This window comes from Alienimonas californiensis (assembly GCF_007743815.1).
Taxonomy (GTDB): Bacteria; Planctomycetota; Planctomycetia; order Planctomycetales; family Planctomycetaceae; genus Alienimonas; species Alienimonas californiensis.
The window spans coordinates 1,733,737-1,750,834 of sequence record NZ_CP036265.1 but is presented as its reverse complement, the minus strand read 5'-3'; the positions used below and the strand labels follow the sequence as shown (position 1 = coordinate 1,750,834).

Sequence of the window (17,098 nt, the reverse complement as noted above, 5' to 3'; positions counted from 1 at the left end):
AGATCAAGTCCCGCCGAGCCTACGGCGTCCCCCGAAGGCGAGCCACCAACGGCCCGCCATGCCCGAGGGCAGCACTCGGGGCTCAGGCCGCCTGACGCTGGAACGGCACGACGACCGGGGACGCGCCGGCCCCGGCCGGGGCCGGCAGCGCCCGCAGCACGGCGTCGGCGGCGGCGGCGGCGGCCCCGGTCTTCACCGTGCGGGCCGCGGCCGCGTCGACCCTGGCCTGCACCGCCGCCAAGCTGGCCGGAGCGCTGAGCCAGCTGTCCAGGGTGCGGACGATCTCCGTCACCTCACGGCTGTCCGCGCGGGGCGGGAAGAACTCCGGATAGAGCATCTCCCCGGCGAACAGGTTCGGCAGCGTGACCGAATCGCTGACGATCAGTTTTTCGAACACCCAGTATTTCAACCGGGACGCTTGATAAACCATCACCCCCGGCGTGCGGCGGGCGAACAATTCGAGGCTGACCGACCCGCTGACGAACAGGCAGCACTCGGCCAGTTCGATGATCTCGCTGGTGCGTTCGGTGCAGACCTCCACGTTGGGGACGCCGGCGAACACCCCCCCGCAGCGGGCCGCGTGGGCGGGCTTATAGGCGGCGACGCGGAACGTCACGTCCGGGTGCAGCGCCGCCAGTTGGCGGACGGCGGCGGCGAGGATCGGTCCGTTCGACTCCACCTCCCGATCCCGCGAGCCCGGCAGCACGCCGACGGTGCGGGCGCCGCGGCGTTCGTTCAGGAAGGCCTGATCCAACCGCTTCTCCGCGGCTTCGTCGAAGAACGGGTGGCCGACGTCCTCGCAGGGGATGCCGGTCTCCGCGCTCACGCCGCGGTCCGCGAACCATTGCGGCTCGAACGGCAACGCGCACAGCAGATGATCGACGTGCTTGCGGATCTTCCGCACCCGCCACGGCGCCCAGGCCCACATCTGCGGGGGCAGATAATAAATCACCGGCACGCCGGCCTTCTTCGCCGCCTTGGCGAGGTGCCAGTGGAAGCCGGGGAAGTCGACCAGCAGCAGGGCGTCCGGCCGCTGCTCGCGGAAATAGGCGGCGGCCCGGTCCCGCAGGGCAAAGAACTGTTTGAGGTGCGGCAGCACCGCCGTCACGCCCATCACGGCGAGGTCGGTGAGGCGAAAGTGCTGCTCCTGCCCGGCGGCGGCGAGGTCCGGCCCGCCGTAGCCCACGGCCTTCAGGGCGGGGTCGCGGCGACGAAGTTCCGTCAGCAGGTGGGCGGCGTGCTGATCGCCGCTGGGCTCGCCGGCGGACAGGAAGAGGTGCATCGGTGCGGGATCGCGGAAGTGCGGGACCGCATGTTGTCGGTCCGCGGCGCGCGACGCGTCAAGACCGAGGCGACCCACGTCCCCTCCCAGCTCCCCCCGGTTTGAGCGGGGGGCGCATGCAAAAACGGCCCGCGGGGAGGTCCCCGCGGGCCGCGTTCTCGGCGATCAGTCAGTCGCGACCGATCAGAGGTTCCGTCGGCTCAGTAGAGCGTGGTGGGCTCTTCTTCGCGGATCGGCTCCGGGTTGGCGTCGGACTTGAGGTTCAGCTTGAACTGCACCTTGGCGGCCTTGTCCGCCTTGACGGTGACGTTCCAGCTGACGACTTCGCCCGGGGCGAGTTCGTCGATCTGGCCGAAGGTCAGGTTCTTGCCGTCCGCCTTCACGTCGCTGTCGCCGGTGGCGGAAACGAAGGTCAGGCCGTCCGGCAGGGTGCCGGTCAGGTTGACGTTCAGGTCCGGGGCGCTGCCCTGGTTCTTGACGTAGACCTCGTAGGTCGTGTTCTCGCCGACCGCGACCGGGTCCACCTTATCGACGGTCTCGATCAGGATGGCGGAGATGCCCTTGTAGGTCGTCGTCAGCGTCTTCTCCACGGCCTCGACGCAGTAGGCGCTGGCGGCGGCGGCCATGTCGAACTCGCCGGCTTCTTCAACGCGGTAGGTCGCGTTGTAGGTGCGGCTCTCGCCCGGCATCAGGCAGCCGACGTTCAGCGTTTCGCCGTCGAAGTCGCGGGTGTCGAAGCGGACGTCGCGGGCACCTTCGGGGGCGGTGATGGCCACCATCGTGTTCAACGCCGGGGCGTCGGAGTTGTTAGTAACGGTCACCCGGGCGGTGGCGTCGCGGCCGAGGTACTGCTCGGCCGGGCCGTCGACCCGCACGTCCAGGCTCGGTTCCAGAATGCTGACGGTCTGCGCGTCCGTGCTGGCGGTGATGCCGCCGGCCTTGGCTTCGGCGGAGAGGTCCAGCTGCCGGCCCGCGGCGTCGTCGGTCAGTTCCAGCGGCACCCTGAACGCCTTGGTTTCGCCGGCGCCGAGCGGATCGACGGTCGCTTTCACCGTCTGCTTACCGGTGTACGTCAGGCCTTCGGGCAGGTTGTGGGTCAGCACGATCGGCTCGGTCTCGCCGGTGCCGTCGTTCGTGACTTTGTATTCGATGAACACGTCGTCGCAGGAGTACACCCCGGCCACGTCGCACTGGGCTTCGACGTCGCGGTCGGCGTACAGCGTCCAGACCAGCTTCAGGTCCGGCTTGGTGACCTTGTACACGGTGCACAGCGCCGGGTCGTAGTCGACCACGATGCAGCTGCGGGCCTCGCCGGTTTCAGACGCGCGGGCGGTGACCTTCAGCGTGCGGGAGTCGCCGGCGGCGAGCTGTCCGGCGTTGAAGCTCAGGCGATTGCCCTCCACCTGGGCGGCTTTGTCGTTGGCGCCGCGCAGTTCGACGCCCTGGGTCGTCTCCGTCACGCGGATGCCGCGGATCGGCTCGTCCGAGATGTTCCGGAGCACCAGATCGTAGGTGAACTCCTCGCCGGCCCGGATCTGGCTGGGGCCGCGGCGGGTGATTTCAATCGTGTCTTCGCCGGTGGGGCCGGCCAGGGTCAGACCGCTGTCCGCGGCTTGCGGGACGGCGACGGCCGCGTCCTGCGTGAGGCTGAGCGCCCCGCCGGTCAGCAGGGCCGCGCCGGCCGCAACGGCGGCGGTGCGGAGGGAGGTAAGATTCATAGAGGATTCCCCTTCGGATTGTTTCGAACATGAACGCCGGGCCGGTCCCGGAGCCGGGTCAATCCCGGCGAGAAACAACCCTAAAGCGCGGCCGCTACAACCGAACCATGGGAAGCCCTGTTCCCCGGTGCGGGGCTCGCCCACCCCCTCCCGGGCTTTCCCCGCAAGGATTTTCCCCCCGGCAAGACGATCCTCATTCGATGACCTTCGGCATGCGGGGTGCTGTCCCCCGATCGGGGCGGGCGCCGAACGCCTGTCTGTTTAAACAGTAGACCGTCGCTCTTAATTGACAACCGCCGGCGACGACCGCCGGCGACTGCGTACGGCTAAATCGACAACTGCACGAGGTCGCCCGCGGGCGCCGAGGACTTTTTGGGTTGATGAGCCGTCGCGTCGCCGGGGGCGCCGGCGGGCAGGCCGAACAGCGTGGCCCGGGCGGTCTTCAACAACCCGCCGACGCTGCCGAAGGTCGCGTCCACCGCCGCCGCCTCGTAGCCGCTGTGCACCATGCAGTCGGTGCACTTCGGGTTCCCGCTGGCCCGACCGTAGTTGGCCCACTCCACGGAGGCGATCAGCTCTTCGTAGGTGTCGCAGTAGCCCTCGTCCATCAGATAGCAGGGCTTCTGCCAGCCGAACAGGTTATAGGTCGGCATGCCCCAGGCGTGGCAGTCGAGGGCGTGGTTCCCTCTTAAGAACTCCAGGAACAGCGGGCTCTGGTTGAACGTCCAGCGCTTTTTGACGTCGGCGAGGATCGTTTTAAACAGCCGCACGGTCTCGTCGGCGACGAGGAAGTGCTCCTGATCCGGCGCCTTCTCGTACGGATAGCCCGGCGAGACCATCATCCCCTCCACACCGATATCCGTGAGCTGCTCGAACATCTCCCGCACCCGAACGGGGTCGGCGTTGTTGAAGACCGTGGTGTTCGTCGTGACCCGGAAGCCGCGGGCGATGGCGGCTTTAATACCTTCGATGGCCACGTCGAACACGCCCTCGCGGCAGACGGCTTCGTCGTGCTCCTCCCGCGGGCCGTCGATGTGCACGCTGAAGCTGAGGCGTTTGCTCGGTTTGAACAGGTCGAGCTTCTTCTCCAACAGGATCGCGTTCGTGCACAGGTACACGTATTTGCCGCGGTCGGTCAGGCCGGCGACGATCTCGCCGATCTGGGGATGCAGCAGCGGTTCGCCGCCGGGCAGGGCGACCATCGGGGCGCCGCACTCCTCGGCGGCGCGCCAGCACTGCTCCGGGGTGAGCTGATCCTTGAGGATCGGCTTGGGGTGCTGGATCTTGCCGCAGCCCGCGCAGGCCAGATTGCAGCGGAACAGCGGTTCGAGCATCAGAACCAGCGGATACCGCTTGTTCCCCTTCAACTTCTGCCGCACGACGTGCGAGGCCACGGTGGCCATCTGAGACAGCGGAACGCCCATGGACGAAAAGAGCCGGGAAGGGGACGGTGGCGCCGAGCAGGGTGCGCCCCTGTCATACCAGACCCGCCGACCGCTTGACACCGCGACCGGACCGGGACGATCACCCGAACCCCGAGTCGCCGCGTGTTCCGCCGCACAGACGCCCGGCCCCCCCGGCCCGAGAGCCGCCCGCTGCGAGCCTGCCTCGCCGTCACCGCGCTGGCCGGCGCCTGGGCGATCGGCTGCGGCGTGGCGTACCCGCACGTGGTCGAACCGCTGCGGGTGGACGAGGTCTTCACTACCGCGGAGCTGACCGCCGCCCCGATCCCGGGGGCGGCGGTGCGGTTCAAGGTGTTGGAGCGGCAGACGAGCCGGGCGGCACTGCCGATCCTCGGCGGGGCGTTGACGCTGATCGCGGCGGTCGTGGCGTTGCTGTTCGTCTGGCGGGACGCGTGGCCGAGCGTCTCAGTCGCCGTCGTCGCGGTGGCGGCCGCGACGGGGTTCCTGGGGGCGCTTCTCGTGCTCGGCCCACTCTTCTTCGGAGGAGACATCGCCGCCGCCTCGAACGCCATGGACACGATCCTCACGCCGGCGGAGCGGGCGGTGCCAGCCACGTACGTTCGGTCGGAAGATATGGCGCGCCGCTACTTTGTCGAAGAAGCCCGCCGGGACGCCTGGCTGCTGTGGACCGCCAGCCTGCCGCTGGCGCTGGCCGGAACCGTCGTCCTATGGGCGATCATGCGCGTCGAACGAGCCCGCGGCCGGGACGAGCCGATCGATCTGTTCCCGTCAGAATCGCCCCGCGATCCGCACCGCGGTGAAACGTAGGACCCCGTGAGAGACGCTCCCTGACGGTCGCGGCTCACGCATTTCAAGAGGTGATCGCGTCCGCGGCCGTCTTAGCTGAACAGCCGTGAAGCAATCAATTGATTTCCTTCGAGACCTAAACGGCGAGCGGGCGCGTCTTCCCTCGCTTGCGCTTCGGGCTCACAAACGCCCGCCCCCGCCGTTTTGGTTCTTAGCTCTTGCTCCTCGGAGCTTCCCCGCCTCACACCTCCATCAGCATCCGGCCGGGGTCTTCAATGCTCTCTTTAATCCGCATCAGGAACGTCACGGCTTCGCGGCCGTCGACGACGCGGTGATCGTAGGTCAGGGCGACGTACATCATCGGGCGGATCACGATCTCGCCGTTCACGACCATCGGGCGGTCGACGATATTGTGCATCCCTAAAATCCCGCTCTGCGGGGGGTTCACGATCGGGGTGCTCAGCAGCGAACCGTAGATGCCGCCGTTGGTGATCGTGAAGGTCCCGCCCTGAAGTTCGTCCAGGCCGATCTTGCCTTCTTTGGCCCGGCGGCCGAAGTCGGCGACGGTCTGTTCGATCTCCGCGAACGACAGCGTTTCCGCGTTGCGGATCACGGGAACCGTCAGGCCCTTGCCGCCGCCGACGGCGACGCTGATGTCGCAGTAGTCGTAGTAGACCAGCTCGTCGCCGTCGATCTGGGCGCCGACCTGCGGGATATTTTGCAGGGCGTCGACGACGGCCTTCACGAAGAAGCTGCTGAAGCCCAGTTTGATGTCGTACTTCTTCTGGAACGCCTCGCCGTACTTCGCCCGGGCCTCCTTGACCGCGGTCATGTCGATTTCGTTGAAGGTCGTCAGCAGGGCGGCGTTCTGCTGGGCGCTGACCAGGCTGGCGGCGATCTTCTTGCGGATCGGCGTCATCCGCTGGCGCTTGACGGCCCGGCCGGGCTCGCCGCCCTCGGGGCCGGTCGTCATCGGGGCGGCGGCGGGGGCGTCGGCCCGGACCAGTTCGCCCTTCTTGCCGTTCTTGAGGTAGTTCTGCACGTCCTCCTTGAGAACCCGCCCGCCGGGGCCGGTGCCGGAGACCTGCGAGGCGTTCAACCCGTTCTGGTCCAGCAGCGCCTTGGCGGCGGGCATGACGTGGCCGCCGGCGCCCTTGCCGGCGCCCGAGCCCTTGCCGGCGCTGGGGGCGGAGGCGGTCGCCTCTTCACGGCGGGGGTCGGCGGTGGTGCCGCCCCGCTGGGGGGAGGCGGACTGGTTGGGCGTTTTCTGCTCCGTGGAGGCCACGCCGGCGGTCTCGGCGCCGCCGTCGCCCGCCGATTCGCCGCCGCCTTCGCCCTCTTCGATCTGGGCGAGCACGTCGCCGACTTCGACGGTCTCCCCCTCGCCGATGAGGATCTTCGTCAGCCGGCCGGAGGTGGGGGCGGTCACCTCGCTGGTCGCCTTGTCGGTTTCCAGTTCGACGATCACCTGATCGCGCTCGACCGTATCGCCTTCCGCGGCGTTCCAGGCGGCGACCTGCATTTCGGTGACGCTTTCCCCGGCGCTGGGGACTTTGACCTCGACTACGGCAGCGGGCATCGGGCGGCGGGGCGGCCGGCGGGCAACCGGCGGCGTCTCGGGGGGAGCGGGGCGAACGCGACGGGGCGGGCGGCCGGCGCGGGGTCGAACGTCTCAGACTCTCCGCGATCCCGGCGGCGTGCAACCGAGCGAATCGCCGCTGCTCACCGGGGGCGATTCACCAGTCCCGGCGACGCCGGTTCCGCCCCCCGCCCAGCAGCTTGAACGCCACGAAGCCCAGCGCCGCGGCGCCGATCAGCGGGATCACGCAGCAGCAGAACCCGCTCAGCACCGGGTCGCCCTCGACCTGCACGTCGCCGGCCGGGGCTGCCGGCGCTGCGGGGGCCGCCGGGGCGAACGCGGCGAACTGCAGGGCGGCGTGGGGAACTATGTCACTCGGCGGGTTCGGGTTCGGTGGGAGGAGAAGCCGGCAACGTCAGCGCTGCCGAGGCGACCGCGGCGGGGTCCGGCCGGGAGGCCAACGACGCGTCGACCGCCGCCCGGGTCCGCGGGACGACGCCCTCATGCACGACCGCCCCGTTGACGGCAACGACGACCGGCCGGTCGAGGTTCACCAATGCGTCCGACAAATACAGCGTGACCTCCTTCACCACGTCCGCGGGGACCGTCAGGTCGATCCGCTGGCCGTCGACTGCCGCAACGATCCGCGTGCCCTTGACCGCCTGATCGGCCGGGACCTCCAGCCAGTAGAACCGCGGCTGGGTCACGTCGTCCTGCAACCAGACGATCCGCTTCGGCCAGGGGTCGCGGTCGAACCGGGCCATCCACGGCAGGGCGGCCCGGTCGCGGCCGTTCATCCAGTGGCCGGTGTTGGGGTATATCACGACCTTGTGCTCGTAGCCGTCCGGGTCGGCTTCGTGCAGGGCGGCGAGTTGTTCCTTCCACTGCCCGGCGATTTTGTTGCGGTCGTAGGCGGCGTCGTCGCCGCCCATCCAGATCGAGAACGGCAGATTGCGCAGGCCGTCCGGCTGCGTTTCGTTCGGATGCCCGGCCATCATCGACGCCGCCGCGTAGCGGTCCGCCGTCCGCGGGGCGAGTTGGAATACGCCGTCCCCGCCGGCGCTGTAGCCCAGCAGATAGACCCGGTTCGGATCGACCGTACCGTCGACGAGGTAGGACAGAATTAATCGATCCAGCAGCGGATCGATGTGGGCCTGATGCCACAGGTCCCAGGTATTCCCGGGGGCCCGGGGGGCGACGACGACGCCCTCCTGCGGTTCGTAGAGGCGAATCTGGTTCCGCCATTGGCCGTCGTTCATCGCCGCCGGCCCGCCCCCGCCGCCGTGCAGGGAGATGAACAGGGCGTGCCCGCCCTTCGGTTTCTTCCCAAAGGTGCGCTCGAGGAACGGCAACGTCTCCCCGCCGGCCTGGATCGCCTTCGCCCCGCGTTCCTTCAACGATCCCGCCCGGCACTCCGCGACGAGGTCGTCCCAAGCGTCGCGGACGGCGGCCGCCGCCTCCGGCTCGGAAAGCGGTCGGGACGGCGCCGCCGGGCCGTCCAACGCGAACGCAACGAGCAGCAGGGCGGGGTGCATGGCGGGGTCAGGGAGTGCAGGGCGGCGAGGCGATCACGTGTCTCCCCTCTCCCTCAGGGAGAGGGGCCGGGGGTGAGGGTGGGGCACGGTTCACCCGTTGCCGCTCTCTGCGGTGACAATCCAGCCGACGGGCGAGCAGGCGGACGGTGAACGGCGTGCGGGGATCACTGCCCCCTCACCCCCGACCCCTCTCCCCCAAAAGGGGGGCGAGGGGGGAAGGGAGACGCCGGCGGGCGACGAAAAATCGAACTCGCCCGGGCCGAGCGCCTCGGCGTTCACGCGAACGATACGGAACTCCACCCGCATGTTCTCCTTCGCCTCCTCCAGGCTGCGGGGCTTGGGGATGACTGGGTCCGAGATGCCCGCCCCGGTGGGCGTGAGGGCGGACAGGTCCACCTGCACGTTGGCCCCCTTAGGGGATTCGGCGATCGCCCGTTTGACCGCCTCGGCCCGGACGACGGAGAGGTTCAGCGCCTTCTGCGTCACCGCCCGCGGCCGGCGCTTGGGGGGCGTCGAAGGCCCCGCCGGCGATCAGATTCTCGACGAGTTTGGCGTCGAAGCCCACGAGGTTCCCCTCGGTGCGGAAGAACTCGATCTGCCCCGGCAGATTGGCGAACTGGCAGTCCAGCAGCAGACCGTGGGCGTCGACCTCCAGGTTGGGCATGACGTCCTTGCCGAAGACGCCCTGGGCGGACTCCAGCAGTTTGCGGTACTCCGGACTCATCCGACCGTTGCCGGCTTCAAAGTCGTTCCGCAGCTTGACGACCCGCTCCCGCCCGGCGAGCCAGCCGGCGACGAGGGCTTCGCACTGGTCGCGGTGGGCGTCGAAATCATCTTTGCGGACGGCGTACACGTCCGCGACGCTGCGGTTCAATTCCGCGGCGCTGACGACCACCCGGGCGCCCTTCACGGCGCCCTCCGCCCCGGTGCCGGCGCTGTCCGGCCTGCCGGCCAGGCCGATCATCTCCGGCGTAATCACGCAGCAGGCGGCGACCGATTCGTCCTTACGGAACAGCTCCGCGGCCCCGTCCGGGCCGGTCAGATTCCATGGCGTCGGAACGTGGGGGAAACCGGGGCGGCGAGCCGCCGCAGCGTACCGAACGCCGGGAACCGCAGCGCGGATCACCTGCAGCCGGCCTGTTTCTCACGGCCTGCCCGCTTCGCCGTCGCCGGTCGGCGGCGCGCCCGCTCGCCGGGGCGCGCTCGAAAACAAATTCTCCAACGCTCCGCCGCGGACGTTCGTAGAATAGATCCGATGGGAACGCTCTTCCGCCTGCCGCCGGCCCTGCTTGCCGCGTTGCCGCTCCTGATGGGGCCGGCCGCGTGGGCGACGGACTGCGGCGCCGGCGGCGGCTGCGTCCCCTCCGCCGAGGCCGCCTGTGCGTGCGGCCCGCCGGCCTGTCATCCCTGTTGCGACGCCGCGACCGACGCGGCCACCCCCGCGGCGGCCCCGGTCTGTGCCTGCTGGCAGGCCCCCGCGGAGCCGCTCGCCCCCGTCGCCCCGACGACGGACCCGGCGCCGGCGCCCACGGCTCTCGGCCTGCCGCCGTCGCCCCGGATCGCGGCGGTTGCCCCGAACGTTCTTCGAAGCTCCCCCGGAACCCCACCCCCCGCGGCCGGCCGGTCGTTGAGGGCGTGGCTGTGCGTGTGGCGGATTTAACGCGGCCGTCTCGGACGCTGCGTGACCTCTTTCTTTTCCGCCCCGCCGGGGCTCCGCGTCAGACCGCGGAGAGCCCACGGTTCCCCACGCTTCCAAGGACGTTTTGATGAGTCATTTCCTGAGTGCCGCCGCCCTCGCCGTGTCGACCGGCCTGTTCGCCTTCGCCCCGGCCGTCTCCCCCGTCGCCGCCGCCCCGGTCGGGTGCGTCGGCTGCGAGTGCGACCCCGGCTGCGTGTGCGACTGCGACTGTGCCGACACCGGCGTGTGCACCTGCGATCACACCTGCTGCGAAACCGCCGCCGCGACCTGCTGCGCGCCCGGCGCCGAGTGCTGCGAAGAAGGCGCCGCCTGCTGCGACGCCGCCGCCGCGACCTGCTGCGCGCCCGGCGCCGAGTGCTGTGAAGAAGGCGCCGCCTGCTGTGGCGACGCCGCCGCGACCTGCTGCGAAGCCGGCGCCGAGTGCTGCGAAGAAGGCGCGGCCTGCTGCGACGCGAAATAGCCCGGCCTGATCGCCGAACTGAACCTGCGCCCCGTCGGCTCCCGAGCCGGCGGGGCGTTTTTCGTACCGATCTCCGACTGCGTCAGGCGGTCGCCCACCGCCGCAGCCGACGGCGCCACCACCACACGACGGCGAGCACGCCGCACAGCGCCAGCGGCGGCCCGAAGGCCCACCACGCCGCGTCCCGGCGGCCGAACGTGAAGATCAGCCACGACTCGATCGCCCAGGCTCCCACGATCCGCTCCCGGCCGGTGGGCACGTCGTGCCACTGCGCCCCGTACGGCGGTTCGATCCACAGGTCCGCCGCGTCGACATTCGGGGCCAGCGGTTCGAGCGTCGTGATCCTCCACCTCTGCTCCAAGTGAGCAAACCGCTCCCGCTCGACGGCGGGCCCTTCCAGGGCGAACAACTCCCCCGTCGAGGTCGCATCGTTCAACGAACGGAAGGCCGGCACGGCCGCCGTCGCGTAGCTGGTCGACCCGCCGGCGCGCGGGACGCGCACGCCGCTCGGCAGCGGGCGGAAGTCCTCCGCCCAACTGATTGCAGACGGCGGTCCGGACAAAACCCATTCGCTCCCCTGTCGCCGGACGTTGACGAACTCGGTCCGGAACAGGTCGCGTCGGTCGTCATCGGTGAACCAAACCCGCAGGCCGGCGCCGTATTCGACGCTGCGTTCTGGCGATTGCCTGGACTGGAGCTCCTGCCACTCCGTTTGCGGCACGAACGCCCGCACCGCCGGGCGGCCGTCCTTCACCTCCCGCCCCTCCACGATCCAGGCGGCGGGATCGACGCCGGCGAGTTGATCGATTTGACTCGTCCCCACCGCCGCCCACGGCCGCCCCGCCAACAGGTGCGGGACCGAGAATCCGAGCGGTTCGATGTCGTCGTGCGTTGTGTAGAGTTGATCCGAGTACATCCCGCTGCCGGCGACGCCGGCGATCAATTGGGCCCGCACCGGCCCGTCGCCGGGCGAGCGCAGGCAGATCAGCTGGCCAACGTGGTCGGCGGCGGTCTCGCCGGTCAGCGGGGCTCCGGCCGGCGTGTCCGTCAGCCACCGGTCCGGGGCGCCTGGCGGCGCCGCCTCCCCCCGCAGCCGGATCTGGGCCGCCTCATCCATTAAAAAGCCCTCCGCCCACCGCTCCGTCGGCGGCCCGAGCGGGATCCTCGGCCCGGATCGGCTCTCGGACCGCTCCTGCCAAACCACGTGCACGTCCCGCACCGCCGCCCGCACTTTGGCGAGTCCGTCAGCCAACTCGGCGGCGGTCGGCAGCGGGGCCGGCTTCGCCGGCGGGGCGACGGCCAGCACGGCCGCGACGAGCAGCGACGGTGACATTGGAGAGCCCCAGGAGGAACGGATCGGCGGACGCCAGTCTAACGCCGCCGCCGCCCGGCGTTCCCCCCCGTTCAGCCCTCCGCCAGCCCCGCGTACAGCACGCTGCCCAGGCGGACGTGGGTCGCGCCCTCGGCGATCGCCGGTTCGAAGTCGCCGCTCATCCCCATCGACAGCATCGGCAGCGCCTCCGCTCCGCCCAGTTCGTCCCGCAGCGTCCGCAGGCCGGCGAACACCGGCCGGGCGACGGCCTCCACCGCGTCCGGCGCCGCGGCGGGGGCCATCGTCATCAGGCCCCGCACCCGCACATGGGGGAAGCGGTCGAGTCCGGCGTCCCACAGCGCCCGCAGCGCGTCCGGCGTGAAGCCGCTTTTCGAGTCCTCCCCGGAGACGTTCGCCTGCAAGAGAACCGCCGGCACCAGCCCCTCCTCCGCCGCGACCCGTTCGATGCGGGCGAGCAGCGTTTCGCTGTCGACCGAGTGCGTGAGGAACGCCGCCGGCAACAATTTCTGCACCTTGTTCCGCTGGAGCTGGCCGATCTGGTGCCAACGTACCGGGGGTTGGGCGGTGAACGTTTCGGCCCGCTCCGTGAGCTGTTGGGGGCGGTTCTCGCCGAGGTCGCGGACGCCCAGGTCCAGCAGCCCGCGGACCCATTCGTCCCGGGCGTACTTGGTCACGGCGATCAGCGTGACGGCGTCCGGCGCGCGCCCGGCGGCGGTCGCCGCGGCGGCGATCCGCTCCCGAACGGCGGCGAGGTTGGCGGCGAGGGCGTCCAATGTGGGAGGGGGGAGGTCGGATTGGGGATGTGCGGCCCGCGGCACGGTTAGGATAGCGACCCCGCCCCCTCCGCCCTCCGACTTCCCCCCTCCCACATCGTCATGGCCTCCGTACTGCTGATCGAGGACGACCGCGAGATCGCCGCCACCCTCGGCGGGGCGCTGCGGACCGCCGGCTACGAACTCCGCCACGCCCCCAACGGGATTAAGGGGCAGGAACTCTACCTGGAGCAGCGCCCGGACCTGATCGTCACCGACATGATGATGCCCGGCCGCGGCGGCTTCCCGGTGCTGGAGTTCCTCGCCACTCAGGACGACCCCCCGCCGGCGATCATGGTCACCGCCAACGAGGGCGGCCGCCACAAGGCCTACGCGGAGATGCTGGGCGTGGTCGACTACCTCCGCAAACCCTTCGCCATGGACGTGCTGCTGGAAGCGGCGGAGAAGGCCCTCGACAAGTACCCCCCCGGCACCCCCGGCCCCCGGGCCCGCGTCGCCGCGGCCGAAGCCGCAGGCGGGCAGAACGCGGACGACTCGGCGACCGGCGAGGACGAGTAGCCCTCCGCCGGTTCGCCGGTGCCGACAGGCGGCGCGTGTCAGGCCGCCTGTTCGCTCGAGCCGTCTCCCGCCTGTTCTTCGGCCTGTGCCGCGGCCTGTTTGCCGACCACGTCGTGCACCCATTGCGGCAGACTGAAGCGGCGGGGGGCGCCGCCGTGGGCGGCGAGGTAGTCCCGCTTCTTCAACCCCCGCACCCGGCAGGAATGGCCCAGGGTGCGGTTCTTGGAGAGCAGCGTCTCCACCGGCACACCGGAGGCCTCCGCGAGACCCGGCACGGTGAACTCCGCCTCCGGTTCGAAGTGGGCCGCGGCGAGGGCCAGAAACTCCCCGCAGCCTAACGACAGCAGCTGGTTGAGCCCCCGCCGGACTGCCTGCGGGTCGGTCGGAGCGGACTCTTCTGCGAACGGCCCGCCGTGCGGCCGACCGTGCCGGCCGGGTTTGCCGCGACGGGGTCCACCGGGGCCGTCGAGCGGCCGCATCAGGCGGCGAACGAGTTCGCGTTCCTCGGGGATGGTGGGATCGAAGGTGACTTGCATCGGGGGCGCCAAGGGCGAAATGGGGGCGGGGACGAACGACAGGCCGTCCGTGAGGCACGCAGCATCGCCACGACACGCAGCCTGTCAACTGGCCTGTTGCCCCGCCTGTTCGATCCGCCGCCGGTCGGGGCGTCGTCCGACGGGCTCCGTCGCGGTCGGGGGGCGGGCCGCCCACACTGGTTCTGCCTCCGGTTTCCCCGTCCCCGTTTCGATCGTTCCCCGTGCGGATCTGCGTGATCTTCAACCCCGCGGCGGGCCGGCGTCGGGCACGGCGGCGGCTGGCGGGGTTCCTCGCCCGCTGGGGCGACCGGGTGACGCTGCGGCCGACCGCCCGCCCCGGCCACGCCGCCGAACTGGCCGCCGCCGCGGTGCGGGAGGGGTTCGAAACGATCGCCGCCGCCGGCGGGGACGGCACTGTCCACGAAGTCGCCGACGGTCTGCTGAGGGCCGCCGATCAGACCGCCGGTCAGGCGACCGACCAGGGCGAATCCGGCGCCGCCCCGGTCTTCGCGGTGGTCCCGATCGGCAGCGCCAACGACTACGCCCACAGCCTTCAGCGGCAGTTCGGAACCGCCCCGCTGGACGCCCCGGAGGCCCACCCGGTGGACGTGGGCCGGCTGTCGTGGACCGCCGCCGACGGGGCGCCGCGGGATCGGTATTTCGTCTGCTGTTGCGGCGCCGGGCTGCCGGGCCGGGTGACGCTGGAAAGCCGCAAGATCGGCTGGTTGCAGGGCGTCCCGCTGTACGGGCTGGCGGCGCTGCGGGCTCTGCGCGCCGCCGGTCCGCCGGAGGAGTGGACGGTGCAATACGACGACGAACCGCCGACGACCGGCCCCACGCAGTCCGTCCACGCCCTGTTGGGCCGCCGGGAGGGCGGCTTCCTGCTGGCGCCGGACGCCCGGCTGGACGACGGTCTGTTCGACACGCTCCGCCTCGGCCCGGCGAGCCGTTGGGGCATGCTGAAACTGCTGCCGGGCCTGGCCCGCCGCGGCCCCCCGACCGACCACCCGCACGTCGAACTCGGCCGGCGCCGGTCAATTCAGATCGACAGCCCGAGCCCGCTGGCGGTGCACGCCGACGGCGAACTGGCCCTCATCCCCGCCGACGCAGTGCGGTCCGTCCGGCTCGACCTGCTCCCCGGCCGCCTGCGGGCCAAGGTCTGCGCGGTGGGATAGCGCGGCGCCGGCCCCCTGTCTCCCCTCGCCCCCCTTTTGGGGGGAGGGGTCGGGGGTGAGGGGGCCGCGGCGCCCGAGCGTCGTTCACGGTCCGGCGTTCAGAACCGGCAGCCCGAGACGCAAGCCGAGGCGTGCACGGGTGGCACAATCACCCGGCCTCGCTTGCGCTTCGGGCTCCCACTTTCCGAGCGGGGGCGGAAGAACCGTTCGCTCACCCTCGCCCTCACCCTCACCCCCGGCCCTTCTCCCTTGAGGGAGAGGGGGGAACGGCGTCGCAGTCGGACTCGGATCCGACGTGCAAGCGAGGTTCGAACCCGTCCCCCCTCGCTTGCGCTTCGGGCTCACAACTTAGCGTGACGTTTCTGCCTCGGCGGCGCCCGAGGTGCGTTGATAAAGCGTCCGCATCTCCTCCGGCGTGAGGGCTCGGTTCCAGACGGCCAGGCCGCCGAGGCGGCCGTCGAAGCCGCTGCCGTCCGTGGGGCCGTCGGGATAATTTTTCCAGCTCGGGATCGCCCGGTTGGCGACGGTGAAGTCCGCCCCGCCGTCGTAGACGGGGCCGTCGAACCGGAAGGGGTTGTAGTTCTCGTTGCGGTCCAGCTCGCCGTTGACGTAAACGCGGATCTGCTGGCCGTCGTAGGCGTAGCTGATCATCGTCCAGCGGTCTTTGGGCAGTTGCGTGCCGCCGGTGGCGTAGTCGTAGGCGAACGGCCGGCCCGGGGTCGCCCCGCCGAGGGGGGAGACGTAGCCCATCGCCTGATCGCCGGCCTTGGTGCGGGTATAAGTTGTCCAGTCGGACTGCCAGGCCCCGCAGATAAACATGCCGTACTGACGGGCGCGGCCGCGTTCGTCCCACATCCCGCCGATAAACTGCCAGCGATTGCTCGATTCGCGTTTGATCCACGCCGCCATGGAGACCCGCTGCTCCTCGCCGTGCAGGTCCAGGCCGGGGGCGTCTTCGTGCGGCAGGATCATCCATTGGCCCGGTTTGAAGTCCGTGGAGTACGGCCCGAACACGCCGTCCTCGACCCGGGCGATCGGGCCGTTTTGCTCCTGCAGGGCGTATTGGTATTGGCCTAACGAAACCCGCTCCGCCCCGGCCGGCTCCTGAAAGTCCCAGAAGGCCAGCAGCCCGGGAATCGCCCCCGGCGCCGCCCGCCGGGCCGCGACCGGGTCGGCGTTCGGGTCGGCGGCCGCAGGGGGAACGGTCTTCGCCAGTTCATATCCGCCGTCGTTCAAGACAATCGCCCGCACGCCGCGGTGGGCGTCGTAGGTCCGCTGCATCGCGGGCAGGTCGTCGAACCAGCCAACGACATACGCCGCCCCGATCGCCTCCCCCGCCCGCACGTCGCGGCGGTGCAATTCTTGAATGAAGCAGACGTACCCCCGCTGATGGCACCACGCCTCCGCGACCGCCGCCGGGTCCAGCGTCATCCCGGCCAGCCAGGGGCCTGGCTGCCCGTTCAACCGGGTTTGATAGGCCCGGATCATCCGCTCCGGCACGGGGCCCTCGTCTTCGGTGCGCTGATAGAAGAACCGCTCATCCGGGCCGAACGGTTCGTCGAACGCCGCGGCGGGGATCGGTTCGTCTTCATAGCTGAGATAAATCCGCTCGAACGTTTGTCCAAGCGCCCCCCCGTGGCGGACGTGGCCCGGCATGTCGATGCGATAAAACAGGTCGTCGACGGCGTTGGCGCTGACGATTCGCTCCGCCGTCAGCACGTACCGCAGGCCGGGGCGAAACAGGAGGGTCTGTTCCCAAATTGAACCCGGCTCGTACCCCGCGCCGGCCTCGGGGAAGCGGTGCCGCAGGCGGATCGCGGCGAAGCCGTCGCCGCGGGTGACCTCCGCCTCCAGGCGCTGCGCCTGAGTGCAGAGCTGCAGGCCTGCGACGTAGTGCTTGGGCAGGTCGCCGTGCAGTTTGGGGTCGCGTTCATAGCCGTCCTCCCGCCAGCCGGGGGCCATCAGGAAGTCCATAATGTGCAGGCCGAAGCCGAGGTCCGTCGCCCCCGTCCGCTTGTCCGTCAGCGAACCGGCTTTGATCCCGCTGACGTAGCCGGTCAGCGGAATCACGGCGGAGAGGGCGTCGGTCTCCACCGTGACGGCGTCCGCGGTCCGGGCGACGGTCACGAAGCCGGCGGCGGGCGGTTCGGCCTCGCTCCGCGTCTGCCCGACGGCCGGGCCGGCGAGCGTCAGCAGGGCGGCGAGCGGCGTGAGGACCGCGCAGGAACGAGCACGCATGG

At 70.5% G+C, this 17,098-nt stretch carries 17 protein-coding genes; 5 read left to right on the top strand and 12 right to left on the bottom strand.

Annotation, left to right across the window (positions count from 1 at the left end):
* Positions 1-82: 82 nt before the first annotated feature.
* The 3 genes from CA12_RS06695 to hpnH all read right to left on the bottom strand — a co-directional run bounded on the left by CA12_RS06695 (position 83) and on the right by hpnH (position 4,424).
* The gene (locus tag CA12_RS06695; RefSeq protein WP_145358084.1) at positions 83-1,282 is read right to left on the bottom strand and encodes a lipid-A-disaccharide synthase; all 1,200 of its coding nucleotides are present in this window, start codon (positions 1,280-1,282) and stop codon (positions 83-85) included.
* Between the two features lie 200 nt (positions 1,283-1,482).
* Positions 1,483-3,000, bottom strand: a complete 1,518-nt coding sequence (locus CA12_RS06690) for a COG1361 family protein (protein ID WP_145358083.1) — start codon at positions 2,998-3,000, stop codon at positions 1,483-1,485.
* 326 nt (positions 3,001-3,326) lie between these two features.
* A complete protein-coding gene (hpnH, locus tag CA12_RS06685; RefSeq protein WP_145358082.1) occupies positions 3,327-4,424 on the bottom strand; it encodes an adenosyl-hopene transferase HpnH in 1,098 nt (365 codons plus the stop codon).
* A 123-nt stretch (positions 4,425-4,547) separates the two neighbouring features.
* Between hpnH and CA12_RS06680 the strand changes: the two genes are divergently transcribed.
* Positions 4,548-5,231 carry a hypothetical protein gene (locus CA12_RS06680; protein ID WP_145358081.1) on the top strand — a complete coding sequence of 228 codons (684 nt, stop codon included), beginning with the start codon at positions 4,548-4,550 and terminating at the stop codon, positions 5,229-5,231.
* Positions 5,232-5,451: 220 nt separating this feature from the next.
* Here the strand turns inward: CA12_RS06680 and odhB are convergent, their stop codons facing one another.
* The 5 genes from odhB to CA12_RS06660 form a co-directional block, all read right to left on the bottom strand.
* Positions 5,452-6,789 carry a 2-oxoglutarate dehydrogenase complex dihydrolipoyllysine-residue succinyltransferase gene (gene odhB / locus CA12_RS06675; protein WP_145358080.1) on the bottom strand — a complete coding sequence of 446 codons (1,338 nt, stop codon included), beginning with the start codon at positions 6,787-6,789 and terminating at the stop codon, positions 5,452-5,454.
* A 157-nt stretch (positions 6,790-6,946) separates the two neighbouring features.
* On the bottom strand, positions 6,947-7,081 hold the full coding sequence (locus CA12_RS22975; RefSeq protein ID WP_261342395.1) for a hypothetical protein: 135 nt from the start codon (positions 7,079-7,081) through the stop codon (positions 6,947-6,949).
* Between the two features lie 79 nt (positions 7,082-7,160).
* Positions 7,161-8,324, bottom strand: coding sequence for a dienelactone hydrolase family protein (locus tag CA12_RS06670; RefSeq protein ID WP_145358079.1), 1,164 nt, complete (start codon positions 8,322-8,324; stop codon positions 7,161-7,163).
* 90 nt (positions 8,325-8,414) lie between these two features.
* Positions 8,415-8,810, bottom strand: a complete 396-nt coding sequence (locus CA12_RS06665) for an OmpA family protein (protein ID WP_145358078.1) — start codon at positions 8,808-8,810, stop codon at positions 8,415-8,417.
* Positions 8,737-9,450, bottom strand: a complete 714-nt coding sequence (locus tag CA12_RS06660) for a hypothetical protein (protein WP_145358077.1) — start codon at positions 9,448-9,450, stop codon at positions 8,737-8,739. The genes CA12_RS06665 and CA12_RS06660 overlap by 74 nt, the downstream gene beginning before the upstream one ends.
* A 129-nt stretch (positions 9,451-9,579) precedes the next feature.
* Here CA12_RS06660 and CA12_RS21950 point away from each other — a divergent pair, with 129 nt between their 5' ends.
* Together CA12_RS21950 and CA12_RS06650 are read left to right on the top strand one after the other, a co-directional pair.
* Complete coding sequence (locus tag CA12_RS21950) at positions 9,580-9,984, top strand: hypothetical protein (protein ID WP_165700596.1); 405 nt, start codon at positions 9,580-9,582, stop codon at positions 9,982-9,984.
* A 106-nt stretch (positions 9,985-10,090) separates the two neighbouring features.
* A complete protein-coding gene (locus CA12_RS06650) occupies positions 10,091-10,483 on the top strand; it encodes a hypothetical protein (protein WP_145358076.1) in 393 nt (130 codons plus the stop codon).
* Positions 10,484-10,565: 82 nt separating this feature from the next.
* Here the strand turns inward: CA12_RS06650 and CA12_RS06645 are convergent, their stop codons facing one another.
* Both CA12_RS06645 and CA12_RS06640 read right to left on the bottom strand, forming a co-directional pair.
* Positions 10,566-11,816, bottom strand: a complete 1,251-nt coding sequence (locus CA12_RS06645; protein WP_145358075.1) for a hypothetical protein — start codon at positions 11,814-11,816, stop codon at positions 10,566-10,568.
* Between the two features lie 71 nt (positions 11,817-11,887).
* Positions 11,888-12,589: a YggS family pyridoxal phosphate-dependent enzyme gene (locus CA12_RS06640; protein WP_145358074.1), complete on the bottom strand. Its 702-nt coding sequence runs from the start codon at positions 12,587-12,589 to the stop codon at positions 11,888-11,890.
* A 102-nt stretch (positions 12,590-12,691) separates the two neighbouring features.
* Here CA12_RS06640 and CA12_RS06635 point away from each other — a divergent pair, with 102 nt between their 5' ends.
* On the top strand, positions 12,692-13,147 hold the full coding sequence (locus CA12_RS06635) for a response regulator transcription factor (RefSeq protein ID WP_145358073.1): 456 nt from the start codon (positions 12,692-12,694) through the stop codon (positions 13,145-13,147).
* 38 nt (positions 13,148-13,185) lie between these two features.
* Here CA12_RS06635 and CA12_RS06630 read toward each other — a convergent pair whose 3' ends face one another.
* Entirely contained in the window at positions 13,186-13,683 is a 498-nt protein-coding gene (locus tag CA12_RS06630) for a hypothetical protein (RefSeq protein ID WP_145358072.1), read from the bottom strand.
* Positions 13,684-13,904: 221 nt separating this feature from the next.
* Here CA12_RS06630 and CA12_RS06625 point away from each other — a divergent pair, with 221 nt between their 5' ends.
* The gene (locus CA12_RS06625; RefSeq protein WP_165700595.1) at positions 13,905-14,858 is read left to right on the top strand and encodes a diacylglycerol/lipid kinase family protein; all 954 of its coding nucleotides are present in this window, start codon (positions 13,905-13,907) and stop codon (positions 14,856-14,858) included.
* Positions 14,859-15,206: 348 nt separating this feature from the next.
* On the opposite strand, the gene CA12_RS06620 is transcribed toward CA12_RS06625, so the two are convergent.
* Positions 15,207-17,096, bottom strand: coding sequence for a LamG domain-containing protein (locus CA12_RS06620; protein ID WP_145358070.1), 1,890 nt, complete (start codon positions 17,094-17,096; stop codon positions 15,207-15,209).
* Positions 17,097-17,098: the final 2 nt, after the last annotated feature.

Coding starts and splice junctions, on each gene's coding strand:
- CA12_RS06635 (WP_145358073.1), top strand. CDS start 12,692: ATGGCCTCCGTACTGCTGATCGAGGACGACCGCGAGATCGCCGCCACC.
- CA12_RS06620 (WP_145358070.1), bottom strand. CDS start 17,096: ATGCGTGCTCGTTCCTGCGCGGTCCTCACGCCGCTCGCCGCCCTGCTG.
- CA12_RS06650 (WP_145358076.1), top strand. CDS start 10,091: ATGAGTCATTTCCTGAGTGCCGCCGCCCTCGCCGTGTCGACCGGCCTG.
- CA12_RS06690 (WP_145358083.1), bottom strand. CDS start 3,000: ATGAATCTTACCTCCCTCCGCACCGCCGCCGTTGCGGCCGGCGCGGCC.
- CA12_RS06630 (WP_145358072.1), bottom strand. CDS start 13,683: ATGCAAGTCACCTTCGATCCCACCATCCCCGAGGAACGCGAACTCGTT.
- hpnH (WP_145358082.1), bottom strand. CDS start 4,424: ATGGGCGTTCCGCTGTCTCAGATGGCCACCGTGGCCTCGCACGTCGTG.
- CA12_RS06695 (WP_145358084.1), bottom strand. CDS start 1,282: ATGCACCTCTTCCTGTCCGCCGGCGAGCCCAGCGGCGATCAGCACGCC.
- CA12_RS06645 (WP_145358075.1), bottom strand. CDS start 11,816: ATGTCACCGTCGCTGCTCGTCGCGGCCGTGCTGGCCGTCGCCCCGCCG.
- odhB (WP_145358080.1), bottom strand. CDS start 6,789: ATGCCCGCTGCCGTAGTCGAGGTCAAAGTCCCCAGCGCCGGGGAAAGC.
- CA12_RS06670 (WP_145358079.1), bottom strand. CDS start 8,324: ATGCACCCCGCCCTGCTGCTCGTTGCGTTCGCGTTGGACGGCCCGGCG.
- CA12_RS21950 (WP_165700596.1), top strand. CDS start 9,580: ATGGGAACGCTCTTCCGCCTGCCGCCGGCCCTGCTTGCCGCGTTGCCG.